This is a genomic window from Pseudoalteromonas maris, assembly GCF_049257235.1.
GTDB lineage: Bacteria > Pseudomonadota > Gammaproteobacteria > Enterobacterales > Alteromonadaceae > Pseudoalteromonas.
In genome coordinates this window covers 89,376-104,702 of the sequence record NZ_JBMMUF010000005.1, presented here as the reverse complement: position 1 = coordinate 104,702, position 15,327 = coordinate 89,376, and the positions used below count along the sequence as shown (strand labels likewise).

General features: G+C 45.3%; 12 protein-coding genes. 5 read left to right on the top strand and 7 right to left on the bottom strand.

The genetic code is table 11. From position 1 onward, the window contains the following. Window positions 1-84 precede the first annotated feature (84 nt). A complete protein-coding gene (gene serB, locus AAEU32_RS08890; protein WP_421970177.1) occupies window positions 85-1,098 on the top strand; it encodes a phosphoserine phosphatase SerB in 1,014 nt (337 codons plus the stop codon). A 4-nt stretch (window positions 1,099-1,102) separates the two neighbouring features. On the opposite strand, the gene AAEU32_RS08885 is transcribed toward serB, so the two are convergent. After that, window positions 1,103-3,568 (bottom strand): PilZ domain-containing protein, encoded by a 2,466-nt coding sequence (locus AAEU32_RS08885; RefSeq protein ID WP_421970176.1) that lies wholly within the window; start codon window positions 3,566-3,568, stop codon window positions 1,103-1,105. 112 nt (window positions 3,569-3,680) lie between these two features. On the opposite strand from AAEU32_RS08885, the gene radA reads away from it, so the two are divergent. Then, the gene (radA, locus tag AAEU32_RS08880; RefSeq protein WP_421970175.1) at window positions 3,681-5,051 is read left to right on the top strand and encodes a DNA repair protein RadA; all 1,371 of its coding nucleotides are present in this window, start codon (window positions 3,681-3,683) and stop codon (window positions 5,049-5,051) included. Between the two features lie 54 nt (window positions 5,052-5,105). Then, the gene (locus tag AAEU32_RS08875) at window positions 5,106-6,020 is read left to right on the top strand and encodes an aq_1923 C-terminal domain (RefSeq protein WP_421970174.1); all 915 of its coding nucleotides are present in this window, start codon (window positions 5,106-5,108) and stop codon (window positions 6,018-6,020) included. A gap of 58 nt (window positions 6,021-6,078) precedes the next feature. Here the strand turns inward: AAEU32_RS08875 and AAEU32_RS08870 are convergent, their stop codons facing one another. Next, entirely contained in the window at window positions 6,079-6,423 is a 345-nt protein-coding gene (locus AAEU32_RS08870; protein ID WP_421970173.1) for an antibiotic biosynthesis monooxygenase family protein, read from the bottom strand. 224 nt (window positions 6,424-6,647) lie between these two features. Here AAEU32_RS08870 and AAEU32_RS08865 point away from each other — a divergent pair, with 224 nt between their 5' ends. Then, on the top strand, window positions 6,648-9,314 hold the full coding sequence (locus AAEU32_RS08865) for a CHASE domain-containing protein (protein ID WP_421970172.1): 2,667 nt from the start codon (window positions 6,648-6,650) through the stop codon (window positions 9,312-9,314). A 131-nt stretch (window positions 9,315-9,445) separates the two neighbouring features. After that, the gene (gene yghU / locus AAEU32_RS08860) at window positions 9,446-10,288 is read left to right on the top strand and encodes a glutathione-dependent disulfide-bond oxidoreductase (RefSeq protein ID WP_421970171.1); all 843 of its coding nucleotides are present in this window, start codon (window positions 9,446-9,448) and stop codon (window positions 10,286-10,288) included. Between the two features lie 101 nt (window positions 10,289-10,389). On the opposite strand, the gene serA is transcribed toward yghU, so the two are convergent. From serA to AAEU32_RS08835, 5 genes are all read right to left on the bottom strand, one after another. After that, window positions 10,390-11,619, bottom strand: coding sequence for a phosphoglycerate dehydrogenase (gene serA / locus AAEU32_RS08855; RefSeq protein ID WP_421970170.1), 1,230 nt, complete (start codon window positions 11,617-11,619; stop codon window positions 10,390-10,392). A 12-nt stretch (window positions 11,620-11,631) separates the two neighbouring features. Beyond that, on the bottom strand, window positions 11,632-12,285 hold the full coding sequence (gene rpiA, locus AAEU32_RS08850; RefSeq protein WP_421970169.1) for a ribose-5-phosphate isomerase RpiA: 654 nt from the start codon (window positions 12,283-12,285) through the stop codon (window positions 11,632-11,634). Between the two features lie 55 nt (window positions 12,286-12,340). Then, window positions 12,341-12,940, bottom strand: coding sequence for a 5-formyltetrahydrofolate cyclo-ligase (locus AAEU32_RS08845; protein WP_421970168.1), 600 nt, complete (start codon window positions 12,938-12,940; stop codon window positions 12,341-12,343). A gap of 11 nt (window positions 12,941-12,951) precedes the next feature. Further along, window positions 12,952-13,488 (bottom strand): hypothetical protein, encoded by a 537-nt coding sequence (locus tag AAEU32_RS08840; RefSeq protein WP_421970167.1) that lies wholly within the window; start codon window positions 13,486-13,488, stop codon window positions 12,952-12,954. Between the two features lie 312 nt (window positions 13,489-13,800). Further along, the gene (locus AAEU32_RS08835; protein ID WP_421970350.1) at window positions 13,801-15,291 is read right to left on the bottom strand and encodes a S10 family peptidase; all 1,491 of its coding nucleotides are present in this window, start codon (window positions 15,289-15,291) and stop codon (window positions 13,801-13,803) included. Between the last annotated feature and the right edge of the window lie 36 nt (window positions 15,292-15,327).

Sequence of the window (15,327 nt, the reverse complement as noted above, 5' to 3'; positions counted from 1 at the left end):
ATCACTCATGTGGTTACTGACTTTCAAAGCCATCAATGATTAAATTGATACCGTGTTATTTTAATTTTGCCCTTGGAGCCGTTAATGCCAAAGCACAGCATTGCTTTTTCTACTTTAGCACAGCAAGACGACCTGTCCCTAAGTAATCACCTTAGTTTAAATCTTTGGTATGAGATTGACCATGAGGCTTTGGTAGAACAGAGCGAGTCAAGCCAACCTATCTATGTGCTTTTATTCGGTTTCCCCTTGGGGATGCAGGTTGCTAGTTTGGCTCAATACCTGCAAAACCACGGGCAAATTATTGCAGTAAATCGCTACCTTGGTCACGATGATTTACCGCCTGCCTTTGTATTTGAACTCACTCATGCCGATGAGTCACTTGCACAGAGCCTCAAAGCGTATAGCCGCGACAATGCAGTGCAGTGTGCGGCATTAGTTAATCCGCCAAAACTGCAAGAGCCGGGGCTGCTGGTCATGGATATGGACTCAACAGCCATTACCATAGAGTGTATTGATGAAATAGCACGTTTGGGCGGGGTGTATGATGAAGTGGCCAGCGTTACTGCACAGGCCATGGCGGGGCATCTTGATTTTAGTGAGAGTCTGCGCCAGCGTGTGGCAAAACTCAAAGGCATCAAATTGGACTTGGTCGATGAGCTTAAAAGTCAGTTGCCACTGATGCCAGGAGTGGAAGATTTGTGCGCTACTCTCAAAGCAAATAACTGGCACCTAGCCATAGCGTCAGGTGGGTTTGTGCCTTTCGCAGCGCACGTCCAAAAGTTGCTTAATTTAGATAGAATTCATGCCAACCTGCTTGATGATGATGGCCAAGTATTAGTCGGTAAGGTCAGTGGTGATATTGTTGACGCCAAAGAGAAGGCGCGCTTTTTGGCGCAATATCGTGATGAATTAGCACTACCAAAAGGGCAGACCATCGCCATTGGCGATGGCGCTAATGATTTGCTGATGATGTTTGAAGCGGGATTAGGTGTCGCCGTTCACGGTAAAGAAAAAGTGGTGGCTGAGGCACCTGCGGCCATTACCGCAGGTTCATTAGCGCAGTTGCTATATTTTGTCACTATCCCGAAGCGCCAGTAGGTCCCTAATTGATGCGCTGTAGCCAGGTGTTACGGCGCACCACCATGGTTTGATAAGCTTTAATATCGATATTAAACAACCTCGGTAGCAGCTCATCGATTGTCAGCGTGTCCATTACCCCCTCAACTTCCCACAAGCTTTTTTCTAACTCTTTCGCTTTGTGCAGCGCGTAATGGCTAATGTACTTTAACTCGCTAATTAAATACTTTGTATCTGGGCGGCCTGTGACAGATAAGAACAGGCGGTACGAGAACAGGACACCGCTCTTAATGGCGGTGCTGATAAATTCATTGAGCTGCGTATAATCCTGATTCACGTTGATACAGCGTACGGTTAATGCGTCTTTAAGCTGGTCTTGCTTGGGATCAATATGGATAAAGAGGTCGAAGACCCGCGCCTTGTCTTGACGATTGCCATCTCGGATAACATCTAATAGTGGGCTAAGTGCCTTGTTGTGTGATAATGCATCAAGGTTAGGATGCTCTGTTAGCTCACCAAAATGACGCCAAATGTAGTGCAGGGTGCTTTGGTAGCGTCCAAGGCCAATTGCGCCAAGTTTGAAGTGCGCTTCTTCTTTAGTGAAGTAAAGAGGCGTCTGGCAAACGTTTTTAATGACGATGTTGCGCAGGGCTTTTGATAATCCCGGAACTTTGGGTTCCTCTTCGCACACTTGCAGCTTGTCTTTGTTGTTCTCAATGAGCTGTGAGAAAAACATAACCCCTGCATGAGGTTGCTTGCTACGTTGATGTGCTTTGAGGTTTAGGATGGTTCCTGTCTTACTCAGTGCCATCACTTCATAAGGCAAGGCGGTGAGTTTGTATTTCTTAGTCAGCGCTTGTAATTCTGGCAGTTCAATTTCAAGTACATCGCCTTTATTCGCTTTTACGGGTGTCTGCAGCTCAATTTGCATGCCCAGAACACTGAAGTCGCGAGTTTGAGCGCCCTGAGCTTGCCCTAACCCCGATAACACTTGCACTTGAGTTTGATACAAATAGCGTTTGTGAGCGCGTAAGTTGGCATATTCGAGCGCCACTACTTCTAAATCAGGTGTCACGGTACGGCGATGGCCAAATACTTTCAGTTGATTCACTAAACTTTTATCAAGCTTGTAACGTTGCAAGCGTTTGGTTAGCGCTGGGCTATCAATGGGTGTGAGCAAACATAAGTACTTTAACCCGCGCAGATAACTCATTACCCGTGCACTGGGTGGTTTATTGAGCTTGGCGATAGCTTCACCCGCACTGTCAGGCAAGCTCAAAGCGATATGAGCATCCCCTGAGCGTACTGGCATGAGCTGCAACTTATGTACTCGCCAACTAGGTTTGCGACTGCCATAGGCGAAAAAGAGTGCACGAAGCTCAGGGTAAGTGGCTAATTCAAGGTCTGTGGCGCTGTAAAAGAATATTTGTTCATTGTGGGTATGAGTAAATGTATACAACAAGGTCTGCTTTATTTGACCTTTGCGCGCCAAAATACTGTTTAAACGTTGCGGCCTTAAGATGTTTGGGATCATCGAATGGCGCTGCTCATCATTAAAGTAATAATGGCTATCGAGACTGTTTTCGGTGGTGAGTAATACTCGCGGGTGCAGCTTTTTGTCGTGCTCACAGATAAAGGCGTAGAGCGAGGTTATGCGTGGCACGTAGTATTGCTCAAAGCCCTTGGTCATTACAGCATCAAGGGTATTATCGAGATTAACTTTGTAGCGGCGTTTATTACCGTCAATAAAGCGCGATAAAAATTCGTCAAAGCCTGGTGTTTTCTGACTACCTGCGCGTTTTAATCGGGCGTAATAAAAGTCCATATCATTGCTTGGCTCAATGGCAACGACTTCATACTCAACACCTTCTTTTAAACCCAGCTCGAAATCTTCTTCTAAGCCAGTAAAGCGCACGCGAATGATTTGCTCGCTCTCTAGCATACTGTGACACGGCAATTTCAATTTGCAGCCACCGAGCGAGATATCACTGGTTTTGCCATCAATGCGCTTGTCATTGACCATCACACGCACCTTGATGGCGTAATTCATACGCTCTTGTTGGCGAGATTCATAGGATGCAAAACGAATGAGGTTAGCGCCCGTAGGCTCGGTATCTTCCTCTAATCTTTGTTGCTGGCGCTGCTGGCGACGACTGTTTAATTGCTCCATCACCATCTCATAGACGGCAAGCGTGTATTCACCGAAGCGCTTTACACCGTCTTCAAACACTAAGATAGCGTCATGATCTAAAAAATGGTCTTGGTTGTTGTGGGAATAAGTTTGAATTTCAGCGGTGGTTAAACCACGCAAGTCTAGTGCGCGGCTGCATGGTTGGCGCAAACGGTTCAGTTCCATTTTAATAATGAACTGATCCCCCTTTGATAGCTCAGCAGTTTTTTCGGTGAATTCGCTATTAAAGCTTTTTTCACCTAGAGACTGCTTTAGCTCGTCAATGAGAGGTTGATGTTTTTGTAGAATGTCGTCTGCCATGCATTAAACCATTTCCCAGTGCCTAAAAACCGTTATACTGGGTGTCAATTAATTGTTTATTCTTAAAATAAGCGCGTTAAGTTAATACTAAAGCAAAAATTATGCCTTCACTATGGTAAAAAAGAAAACAGCCTTTGTATGTAACGAGTGTGGTGCTGAGTTTGCGCGTTGGCAAGGCCAATGCAGTGAATGTAAAGCCTGGAACACAGTTACTGAATTTAGAGTTCCCTCAGTAAAATCAACACCTAGTAGCAGCGCAACGAGTGGCTATGCCGGGTTTGTTGAAGCAAAAATTCAAACCCTTGATGAAGTAAACCTTGAGAGTTTACCTCGATTTTCAACCGGCTTTGTCGAATTTGACCGCGTATTGGGCGGCGGAGTTGTGCCGGGCAGTGCCATTTTAATTGGTGGTGAACCCGGTGCAGGTAAAAGTACCATCTTATTGCAGACCATGTGTGGTTTGGCCCAAAACATGAAAACCTTGTATGTCACCGGTGAAGAGTCGCTGCAACAGGTTGCCATGCGAGCTAATCGCTTGGGTTTACCTACCAATAAGTTGCAAACGCTTGCTGAGACTAATGTGGAAACAATTTGCCAGCTGGCTTTGAGGGAAAAGCCCAGCATCATGGTTATTGACTCAATCCAAGTAATGCACATGACCGACATTCAATCCGCGCCGGGCAGTGTGTCGCAAGTGCGCGAAAGCGCCGCGTATCTCACGCGTTTTGCCAAGCAAAACCAAGTCGCCATGATATTAGTGGGCCATGTGACCAAAGACGGCTCGTTGGCCGGACCAAAAGTATTGGAACACTGCATTGACTGCTCGATATTACTCGAGGGCAGCAGTGACAGTCGTTTTCGCACATTGCGGGGCCATAAAAACCGCTTTGGTGCCGTCAATGAGTTGGGTGTGTTTGCGATGACAGGACAAGGGCTGCGAGAAGTAAAGAACCCCTCAGCCATTTTCTTGAATCGCTCCCAAGAGCAGACCCCTGGTTCATTAGTCATGGTGGTCTGGGAAGGCACGCGACCACTGTTGGTTGAGGTGCAGGCGCTGGTGGACTATTCTCAGTTGGCAAATCCTCGTCGTGTCACCGTTGGTTTGGAGCAAAATAGATTAGCCATGTTGCTGGCGGTACTGCATCGCCACGGAGGCTTGCAAGTGGCTGATCAAGACGTATTCGTCAACGTGGTCGGTGGCGTGAAAGTGTCTGAAACCAGTGCTGACTTAGCCTTGATAGTGGCATTGGTCTCAAGCTTTAAAAATGTGAGTTTGGCAAGAGAATTAGTGGTTTTTGGCGAAGTTGGGTTAGGGGGAGAAATTCGTCCTGTGCCAAGCGGTCAGGAGCGCCTTCGTGAAGCTGCAAAACATGGATTCAAACGGGCCATTGTGCCTGTGGATAATAAGCCTAAAGAGCCAATAGAAGGTATGCAAGTGCAGGCTGTATCCAGTCTCAGTGAGGCACTGGATGCACTGTTCTAAAGAATAAACTATAACAATCAATCGGAGCGAGGATGGCTCCACAAGGAAATTAATATGAAAAAAATCATTGCCGTTGTTGCACTGGGCGCAGTTGCTTTTGGTGGCTACAGTTATGCAAATTACTATGTGAGCAAAGAAGCGCGCAAGGATGTTGATAAGCAGTTATTAGATTTGCATGCGCAAACCGGTCTCGATGTGCGTTATCAAGAACTGTCGACGGATTTATTTAATAAAGGCGTTGCGCTGGAATCAGTCGTAGTTAATTCGGTTGAAGGCGATAAAATTGCCGATATTGCCCGAGTAGAAATGGTGGGTTTTGATCCTCAAAAAGTCACCGAGCACGCACGTTTCACTATTGATGGCATGACGTTACAAGGAGCGGCGCTTGAAGGGTTAGAAGATCTTGAGGGTGAGCAAATCAACCTTATCACTGAGTTCAATTATCAACAAAGTAATGGCGATGCAGATGCTCAAACAGTTATTGAAGCGGGCAATATAGCCGATATTAAGTTCAATTTTGCCATGACCAATAGCCAAGAATTAATGGCACTGTCAGAGCAGTTAAATGCTATTGCTGAGCAAGAGCAAAATGGTCAAGCAACGATGCAACAGCAGCTTGTGCTACAAAGCCAGTTGATGACGGCCATGATGAATCTAGTGCCAAAAAGCATGAGCTTTGAGCTTAAGAACAAGGGTAAGTTGAAAGACATCTTAGAGCGTACAGTAACCGCCCAAGGTATGACACTTGAGCAGTTTCAAATGCATGCTCAGCAGCAGCTAAGTGTGTCGCCAGCGCCAGTGGTGTTGCGTGAAGCTGCACTTGGATTTATCAATGGTACAGAGCAATTTTCAGTGTCGGTCACAGTGCCAGAACAGACAACGGTTGCTCAGCTTAACCAGAAAATCATCGCTATGGCAGACCCTGAAGAACTTGCAAAATACTTTGATCTTCAAGCCACTGGAAAGTAATTCCTGTGCTTTAAAGAGTGAAAGAGCCGGATTAATATCCGGCTTTTTTGTGCTAAGACTACTGACGAATAACTTTGTACAATGCTGGATCACCTATCAGCCCTTCAATACTCGTTGCTCCGAGTTGCGAGCGCATTTTCATCGCCGCAGCGTTAAAGTCTTCTTGGCTTTCCCAAATAGCCACATTAATCAATTGATAAGTTGGCTCTCCGAGGAAAGATTGATTGGCTAAAGATTGATGCAGTTTAGTGGAAACATAGCCAGGCTGCTGTTTTAAAAAATCACGATGAGACTCCCAGTACTTTATTGATTCTTCTAACTTTCCTTCGGGAACTACAAATGGGTTAATTAAAATGACGGGCTCTTGCATTGCTGTATCTTTTTTGGGTTCAAAAAGGCACATTAATCTCTTTATATCGAAGTAGCAATATGTATCAGTGTTCTAATTAAAGTGTTTGGGATATTGGCGAGTCAACTTGCTTCATCTGTATGAACTTTATCGTCTACAATTTATAAAAATTATCAAAATAATAACCAGTTACCTTGGTTCAGCTGGTTTATCCATGAGCATAGGAAATCCTCATAATGCATCTTGATGAGTCGCAAAGAATGCCTGCTAGGCGTCATATGTTAAAGACGCTATGGTTGCCCTTGCTTATTGTGTTAGCAGGCTATATTTACGCTTTAGAGGTGGATAAGCGATATCAGAAAGAACGCCAGCAAACCATCGCTAACACGTTAACGAAGCGCTTGGATTTAGTAACGGTGGCCGTTGCTGACAGTTTATCTTTGTACGCGCGCGGGATCTCAAGTCTCAAGGCTGCGATCGATGCCAAAGGGCATCAAAACATTAATTATGAATACGTACAGACCTACTCCAACAGCCAAGATTACCCTAGTAAGTACCCTGGTGCGCGCGGTTTTGGCTTCATTCGTATGCTGGAAGTAGGTGATGTTGATGCTTTTGTTGCGAGGGCACGTGCTGATAGACCTGATAACACGTTTGCAGTGCGTTACTTAAACGAGCACTCTCAAAGCCGCTTTATTATTCAGTATATTATGCCTGAAGATGTAAATCAGCAGGCGATCGGTCTCGATATTGGGTCTGAGGCTATGCGGCGGCGCTCAGCTGAAAAAGCTGCGTTCACCAACTCTATTCAACTGACAGCCCCCATTACCTTGGTGCAAGCAAACAAAAAGCGTTTGCATGGCTTTTTAATACTACAACCTATGTACCAAGAGCTGAACGTGCCAGAGTCAGCGTTTGCTAGGCAGCAAGCTCTAGTAGGTTGGACCTACGCACCTTTATTGATTGAGGAAATATTAAATTCCGCGATAGGTAGAAGTACTGATGTGGTGTTGCTCATTAGTGACGTTAGCGACACACAACCAGTTAACTTCTTTGGTCATAATCAAGAAGGGGCCTTGCAGGAGTATAAAAGTGAACGAGTGCTAACCTTATATGGCCGTGATTGGCAATTTACGTTGCATCCGCGACAAAGCTTTATGGATGCCATGAGTTTACCGCCTAGCAACCAAGCATTTTTAAACATCCTCGTGATAACCACTTGTCTCGCGTTAGTGATTTTTAGCGTTCATTTAATGATATATCGTCTTATCGAAAACAGGTTGCACCGTGTCGAGCTAGAACAAACACGTACAAAGGCACTGGAGCTCAGTAATGAAAGGTTGGAGCAAGAAGTAGCGGCTCGTACGTATGAAATCAGTAGAGTGAATAGCTTACAGCGTAGTATTTTGCGCGGAGCGGAATACGCGATTATTGCCACTGATGAACAAGGGGTCATCACTGCGTTTAACCCGGGTGCGCAAAAGCTTTTGGGATATGATGCTGAAGACATGATAGGGCTGCAGACCCTGGCAATATTTCATATCGAATCTGAAGTCGTACAACGCGCGCAACAACTGACAAAGGAGTTAGGTTATCCTGTTGAACCAGGGTTTGGTGTGTTCGTAGCCAAGGCTAAAAAAGGCTTAACAGACAACAACCGGTGGACTTATGTGCGCCGTGACGGTGCTCATGTACAAGTGAACCTCAGTGTAACCAGTCTATTAGATGAAAATGGTCATATTTTTGGTTTTCTTGGTATTGCCTATGACTTAACAGCCCAGCTCAAGCATGAAAATGAGTTATCACAGGCTAAAGAATTGGCAGAAAGTGCCAATAATGCTAAATCGGTTTTCTTGGCTAACATGAGCCATGAAATACGCACGCCAATGAATGGCATTTACGGAACGTTGCAATTGTTAAAGCGTGCAGTTAAGTCGGATAAAGAGTCGCAGCTTATTGATAAGGCGATATATTCAACTAAGGCTCTCAGCACCATTATCAACGATATTCTCGACTTTTCTAAGATTGAAGCGGGTAAGCTTAATATCGACGTGCATTCATTTTCTTTGTTTTCGTTGTTGGCATCGTTAGAGATGGACCTTAAGTTGATGTTGGTTGAAAAGGATGTGAGCTTCACCATAGAGAACAGTGTGACCCATGATCATTGGCTAGGGGATTCAAATCGTATTCGCCAAGTGTTACTAAACATATGCTCTAACGCCATAAAATTCACTGACAAAGGCTCGGTCACTGTCAATGTAAGTTGCGACAGCAAGAATACGATAAAGTTTGAAATTATTGATACCGGGATTGGCATGTCGCAGGTTGAGCTAGAGCGGCTGTTTAATCGCTTTGAACAAGCAGATTCATCAACAACAAGGAAATACGGCGGCACCGGTTTGGGCATGGCTATCACTGGCTCTCTTGCAGAGTTAATGAATGGCTCAATTGCCGTGCGCAGTGAACAAGGTGTGGGCTCAGTCTTCACCGTGACCTTACCACTGCAGCGAGTTGTAGATGTTGATACTAAAGTTGTGGAGCAAGATGCTGAACAAGTAGATATTAATTTTACGGGTTATGCGGTGTTAATTGTTGAGGACAATGACATCAACAGAGCGGTGATAGAAGGGTTATTGGAAGATACCGGGGCGACGCTGCATTTTGCCACCAATGGTTTAGAAGCCATTGATGCAACCCAAAATACCACAGTAGATTTAATCTTTATGGATATCCAGATGCCGAAAATGGACGGCATTGAAGCGTGCAAGCGCATCAAAGCTGAACACCCATCGTTGCCGATTGTTGCACTCACAGCCAATGTGATGAAAGATGATATTGAGCGTTATCAGCAGCAAGGGTTTGATGGTTATTTGGCAAAGCCTGTCGAATTTGTTGACTTGATAGCGAAGATGTCAGAGTTTCTCACTCAAAAAGAGCCTACCTAACATACCATCGAGCGCGTTATCACGCGCACTGTAATCACGTTCGCAGAGGTTTTTGCGCTGATGACTTGTAATTTTATGTTCCGACCATAGGTCTATACGAACGTGATGCACACAAATGCGAAGGAGCACTGATGAGTACAGCAACCTACACACCACCTAAAGTGTGGCAGTTTGATAGTGAAAATGGCGGCAAGTGGGCAAGCCTTAATAAACCAACAGCTGGTGCAACGTTTGAGCAACAGCTGCCCACAGGAAGGCACCCATTTCAGCTTTATTCTATGGGCACTCCCAACGGTCAAAAAGTCACTATTATGTTTGAAGAGCTCTTAGAGCAAGGAATACAGGGTGCACAGTACGATGCATTTTTTATTGATATTAGTGAGGGCGGACAATTTGGCTCTGACTTTGTTGCTATTAATCCGAACTCTAAAATTCCAGCCTTAGTGGATACCTCCACAACGCCCTCAACACGGGTGTTTGAATCAGGCTCGATATTACTTTATTTGGCGAACAAGTTTGAAACCTTGGTGCCAAAAGATCATGCTAGCAAAACCGAGTGTATGAATTGGTTGTTCTGGCAAATGGGCAGTGCGCCATACTTGGGTGGAGGTTTTGGTCATTTCTACGCCTATGCTCCTGAGCCAATGGAATATCCTATAAACCGTTTCACGATGGAGGTGAAACGCCAATTAGACGTGCTTGATAAACACCTCGCTCAAAATGAGTACATGGCAGGTAATGAGTACTCTATCGCAGATATTGCTATTTGGCCTTGGTACGGAGCTTTAGTACTTGGGCGTGCATATGATGCCGCTGAATTTTTGTCTGTGCATGAGTACAAACATGTTATCGCTTGGGCACAAAAAATTGATAAGCGTCCAGCAGTAAGTCGGGGTAAGCGTGTAAATAAAACGTGGGGTGAACAAAGCGAGCAAGTCAAAGAAAGACATAGCGCCGCCGACTTTAACGTGTAATACCCATTGGCAATAATACCCGTTGCTCTCGATTCGTGGTGACGACAGTGATAAATAAAAAGCTCAGCTAATGCTGAGCTTTTTATTTAAAAATTATTGTGTTAGTGCAAGATTCGCGCGCGGATAGTGCCATCTACAGCGCTAAGCTCTTTGAGCGCGACTTCTGAGTGGTCACTGTCGACATCAATAACCACATAACCTATGCTTTCATCGGTTTGTAGATACTGCGCGGCGATATTGATACCGTGCTGGGCAAACGCTTGGTTTATTTGCGTGAGTACCCCTGGGCGGTTGTGGTGGATGTGTAACAAGCGGCTGCGCTCGGCCAACTCTGGTAATGCCACTTCTGGGAAGTTCACGGCCGTCATAGTCGAGCCATTGTCTGAGTATTTGGCCATCTTACCTGCGACTTCAACACCAATGCTTTCTTGTGCTTCTTGAGTTGAACCACCAACGTGCGGCGTTAAAATCACGTTATCAAATTCGCGCAGTGGTGAAACGAACTCTTCATCATTAGACTTAGGTTCTACAGGGAATACGTCGATAGCAGCGCCAGAAAGTGTTTTGTCTTGCAATGCCTCAGCCAGCGCATCGATATCCACCACGGTGCCACGTGATGCATTGATCAGGATGCTGCCTTTTTTCATTACTGATAATTCAGCAGTACCAATTAAGTTTTTTGTTTGCGGCGTCTCAGGAACGTGCAAGCTGACTACGTCTGACGTTTGTAACAGTTGAGTAAGGTTTTGAACTTGCTGCGCATTACCTAATGACAACTTATCTTCGATATCATAATACTGTACGGTCATACCGATGTTTTCCGCCATGATACCTAGTTGCGTACCAATGTGGCCGTATCCGATGATACCCAGTTTTTTACCTCGTGCTTCAAACGAGCCCTCTGCGGTTTTAAGCCATTGACCACGGTGACACATCGCGTTGCGCAGTGGAATACCGCGTAACAGCAATAGAATTTCACCCAATACTAGCTCGGCAACTGAGCGCGTGTTTGAAAATGGGGCGTTGAATACCGCAATACCACGGCGTTTTGCTGCGTCTAAGTCAACTTGGTTAGTACCAATGCAAAAACAGCCAACGGCAATGAGCTTTTGAGCTGCGTCGAGCACGTCTTCGGTAAGTTGTGTACGAGAGCGGATGCCCACAATGTGAGCATCACTGATACGTTCGATGAGTTCATCTTCAGGTAAGGACGTTTTGACGTAGTCTATATTACTGTAACCATTGCGTTTTAGGGTTTCTACCGCGCTTTGGTGTACGCCTTCCAGCAAGAGAATCTTAATTTTATCCTTTGCTAACGATACCTTACTCATTTACTCATTCCTCTAACGTGTAGTTGGGCCCTCCGGTGTGCCGATGATCACAGTATCAGCGCCACGGTGGGCGAATAGGCCGTTGGTAACAACACCAACTACCTGATTTAAAGTTTCTTCAAGCGACTTTGCATCAACAATATGCAGGTTGTGCACGTCTAAAATCACATTGCCGTTATCTGTTACCACACCTTGTCGGTATACCGGATCACCACCGAGTTTTACAATCTCGCGGGCAACGTAGCTGCGCGCCATTGGGATCACTTCAACAGGAAGCGGGAAATCGCCCAACGTTTCTACCAGCTTGGTGTTATCAACAATACAGATAAACTGCTTGGCTACCGCTGCAACAATTTTTTCTCGAGTCAGTGCAGCACCGCCGCCTTTGATCATTTCGTTGTTGGCGTTAATTTCATCTGCGCCATCAACATAAATGTCTAATGCGTCCACATCATTAAGTTCAAATACTTCAATGCCTAGGGCTTTTAGGCGCTCTGTTGAAGCTTGAGAGCTTGATACCGCACCGCGAATATCGTCTTTCATTGTCGCTAACGCATCAATGAAGTGATTCACTGTAGAACCAGTGCCTACACCAACGATGGTGTCTTTTTTTACGTATTCCAGTGCAGCCCAAGCGGCCGCTTTTTTCATTTCGTCTTGAGTCATGTTGCGCTCGCAAATGAGTTAATAGCTAGGGGTTTTAATGCGTTTTATTGTATCACTACCGCGTGGTGCAATAAATTCTCTCGGGCGTGATGATGTAATCTAGTGGCACGTCCCAACTGGCAATAGGTAAAGTGTCTACTTCCTGACACTGATGTGCAACACCTATCAGTATCGGTTTTTTCACTTTGTCATCAGGTATCTGTGCAAAAGTTCGGTCATAAAAACCGCCACCCATACCTAACCTGTTTCCCTGGCTATCAAATGCGACCAATGGCGTGAGGATATAATCTAACTCCGCAACTGGACATATATGACTGCAATTCAATACGGGCTCCAAGATAGCATAGCGGTTTGCCTTCATGGGTGAGTTTTTTTCATAGTGCTGAAAGAGCAAATGCACCCCAGAAAAAGGGTGGATTATGGGTAAGTATGTGCGGCCTTTTTGCCCCCATATATTCTCAAAAGCTGGGCTTAAATCAGGCTCGCCATCATTACTTAAATAGCCGCCAATTTTGGTGGCTTTTTTAACTTTTATAACTTGAGAAATATTAATATTGAGCGCGTTAGCCGCACTTTTTTGCTCTGTTTGTGACAAGTTTTTACGCAAACTCCGCATTCTCTTGCGAATGTCAACACGTTGGCTATCTAACTGCATGGGTATTACATCTAAAAGGGAAGTAAGTCAGGGTAAAAAAATTGCAGCGCCAAAGTGCTTAGCAACAATACAATTAACAGCACCATTACCAGCATGGGCCAGCGTTTATATATGGGCTTGATGTCGTCAGTTGACTCTTCGTCAAGGTTTAAATCTAAAGCCAGATCATCGTTGAGGTCATCCGCGCTTTGATGCAGCTGCTCGCTGAATCTGTGGTCCATATCATCCAAGCGCTCTTCAATACGGATTAAGCTGCTAGTGATGTAATCAAGCGCGGCCATGATTTGTTCGTCGCGCTTATTATTAACCGGTGCGGATGATGCTGAGCTTAGGCGCTTTAACCGACAGCGAATGCCCAGATTGGCCAGTACTTTAGCTTGTTTGAGTGCCTTATCCTGCGTACTCGCGGGGAAAATAGACTGCCCGGCAAAAAAAGCATTAATTTGCTTATCGCTGAGTTTGAGTTTTTGTTGTAGCGCTTGGCTTGCAGTCTCTTGATCTTGGTTATCATCAAGGTGGGCAAAAAACAGCTTAAATTGTTCGCTCATCGGTATCCTGTCATGATAGTAAAAAACGCATTATGCACTTCAATCCCATGTATTGGAGAGTATAAATGCTTTTGTGTAAAAGAAAAAATCCACAGCTATGCGATATAAAGCAAAACACCACAGCGTTGCTGTGGTGTTTTATCTTTGCGGTGCTTTGCCTTAACTAGTGCGTGTCGATCTTTGGTTGAGCTTTGAACTTCGCCATTGGGGGCGCTGGGTTATCACTTGACTACATAGCATGACTACGCGGCGCAGGCTTGCTAACACACCCCAATGACAGTTGTAAAAACACACAGCAAAGTTCAACTTGTCCTAATACTTCGCGGCTTGACCTTCTTTTGGTAGCGCATTGATGATGAAGTCACGTAAATCATTGTTTGATGCCTCTAAATCGGCACGGCGTAGGTACATCATGTGACCACTACGATATCCTTTGAAGCTCAAACGCGATTTCATCTTACCGCTTGGGTCAAGCTGCCACATGGTGTATTTGGCATCAAAGTAGTTGGTCGCACCGTCAAAGTAACCGGCTTGAACCAGCACTTTTAAATACGGGTTTTGTGCCATTGCAAGACGCAGGTTTTCGCCTGTGTTGTTATTGCTGCGATCCCATGGGTGCACAGAGCCAAACATGTTATATTTTACGTCAGTGACGTAGTTAAGCTCTTCACGTAGGTAATAATTGATAGCAGGGGTGAATGAGTGTAACCACGAGGTAAGCTCTGCCCAATAGTCAGGACGATCACCTGCTTCGCGCTTATCGATACCCAAATAACGTGAGTCTAAGCGCCCCACAGTTTGGCCTCTGTCACGCAACAACTCTTTCCAGAACGAGCTCGCTGGGATGTCTAAATTGTTACTCTCAACATAACGCTCTGAGACACCCGCATAGCGTGCCATTTTTGCTACGATATCGCGCTTTTCTTGTTCACTAATAAAGCCACCTTTAGCGATAGCTGGGATCAGTTCATTAACGGTGAAATCTTCAACTTGAGGAAGTAATTCATCCAAATCGAGTGCTTGTAGTTCGCTATCCAGTGCCTTGTGATACCACGCAGTGGCGGCAAAGTAAGGTAAGCGGTTGGCGGCTTCAACAGGCCCTTCACGTTTAATACCGATTTCCGTTGGCGATACCAACACCACACCATTGAGATACATCCACTGGCTGTTTTGTAGCTCTAAAGCCAGACCTGAAACGCGCGTTGTACCATAGCTTTCACCGATAAGGAATTTAGGTGAGCGCCAACGATTGTGACGGCTTACAAATGTATTGAGCCACTCGGCTAGATATTTGATATCAGCGTTAACCCCAAAAAACATGTCTTTTTGTTGGTCACGGCTTGGCATTTTACCGTCTTTACCCGGCAGCACGCGAGAGTAACCGGTATTTACAGGGTTTACATAAACAATATCTGCTACGTCCAATACAGAGTAAGGGTTTTCTTTTACTCCGTATGGCTGCACCGGATAACCCTCATCATCTATCTTAAGTACTTTAGGACCGGTATAGGCAAGGTGCATCCACACGGATGCTGAGCCTGGACCACCGTTAAACGAAATGAGCAGTGGACGTTTGGTATCGTCATCGACACCACTGCGTTTGTAGTATGTGTAATGCAGGGTTGCAACAGCGTCGCCGTTGTCATTCCAAACCGGTTGAGTACCTGTTTGCGCAGTGTAAGAAATGCGCTCACCATTGATGCGAGCTTTGTGTTCAGTAGTAACTGAGCTATCAATTTCAATTTGGCGATTGTGTTGTGATGCATCAAATTGGTCTACTTGTGCGAGTACTGGCGGTGTCATCACGACGCTCAAAGACAGTGCGAGCGCTTTTAATTG

What these genes read in the sequence shown, in the direction of transcription:
- serB (WP_421970177.1), top strand. Translation starts at nt 85, where the DNA reads ATGCCAAAGCACAGCATTGCTTTTTCTACTTTAGCACAGCAAGACGAC.
- AAEU32_RS08885 (WP_421970176.1), bottom strand. Translation starts at nt 3,568, where the DNA reads ATGGCAGACGACATTCTACAAAAACATCAACCTCTCATTGACGAGCTA.
- radA (WP_421970175.1), top strand. Translation starts at nt 3,681, where the DNA reads ATGGTAAAAAAGAAAACAGCCTTTGTATGTAACGAGTGTGGTGCTGAG.
- AAEU32_RS08875 (WP_421970174.1), top strand. Translation starts at nt 5,106, where the DNA reads ATGAAAAAAATCATTGCCGTTGTTGCACTGGGCGCAGTTGCTTTTGGT.
- AAEU32_RS08870 (WP_421970173.1), bottom strand. Translation starts at nt 6,423, where the DNA reads ATGTGCCTTTTTGAACCCAAAAAAGATACAGCAATGCAAGAGCCCGTC.
- AAEU32_RS08865 (WP_421970172.1), top strand. Translation starts at nt 6,648, where the DNA reads ATGTTAAAGACGCTATGGTTGCCCTTGCTTATTGTGTTAGCAGGCTAT.
- yghU (WP_421970171.1), top strand. Translation starts at nt 9,446, where the DNA reads ATGAGTACAGCAACCTACACACCACCTAAAGTGTGGCAGTTTGATAGT.
- serA (WP_421970170.1), bottom strand. Translation starts at nt 11,619, where the DNA reads ATGAGTAAGGTATCGTTAGCAAAGGATAAAATTAAGATTCTCTTGCTG.
- rpiA (WP_421970169.1), bottom strand. Translation starts at nt 12,285, where the DNA reads ATGACTCAAGACGAAATGAAAAAAGCGGCCGCTTGGGCTGCACTGGAA.
- AAEU32_RS08845 (WP_421970168.1), bottom strand. Translation starts at nt 12,940, where the DNA reads ATGCAGTTAGATAGCCAACGTGTTGACATTCGCAAGAGAATGCGGAGT.
- AAEU32_RS08840 (WP_421970167.1), bottom strand. Translation starts at nt 13,488, where the DNA reads ATGAGCGAACAATTTAAGCTGTTTTTTGCCCACCTTGATGATAACCAA.
- AAEU32_RS08835 (WP_421970350.1), bottom strand. Translation starts at nt 15,291, where the DNA reads ATGACACCGCCAGTACTCGCACAAGTAGACCAATTTGATGCATCACAA.